General features: G+C 34.4%; 1 protein-coding gene. It reads left to right on the top strand.

All coding sequences use genetic code 11. From position 1 onward, the window contains the following. Positions 1-349: MFS transporter (locus SB717_RS34270; protein ID WP_410907294.1), on the top strand; the 349-nt coding region annotated here is incomplete at both ends.

The raw sequence follows: 349 nt of genomic DNA, 5'->3' as shown, positions 1-349 counted from the left end.
CGTGGCGTGAGTTAAGGGAGATGGACCGTAACGTATGGATTCGATTTATTGGAGAGACGTTAAATGGAATTGCAATGATGATGTTAATGCCTTTTTTTGCATTATATTTAAAAGATAAGGTAGATTCGTTGTTGGAAGTTGGGGTTATTATGGCGCTTTCTCCAATTGCTGCAAGCTTTGGTTCACTTATAGGAGGGAGAATTGCTGACATATATGGAAGAAAGCCGATTATGATATTTTCTATGGCAAGTAATGCATTATTAATGCTCGGTTTTCTATTTATAGAAGGATTTATTCCATATGCAATTTTATCTATTTTTTTAGGATTGAGTAATTCTTTATTTCATCC

The sequence above is a fragment of the Priestia sp. SIMBA_032 genome, assembly GCF_046535215.1.
Lineage (GTDB): Bacteria > Bacillota > Bacilli > Bacillales > Bacillaceae_H > Priestia > Priestia aryabhattai.
The sequence above is the reverse complement of the archived record's forward strand: the minus strand, read 5'-3'. Positions and strand labels throughout refer to the sequence as shown.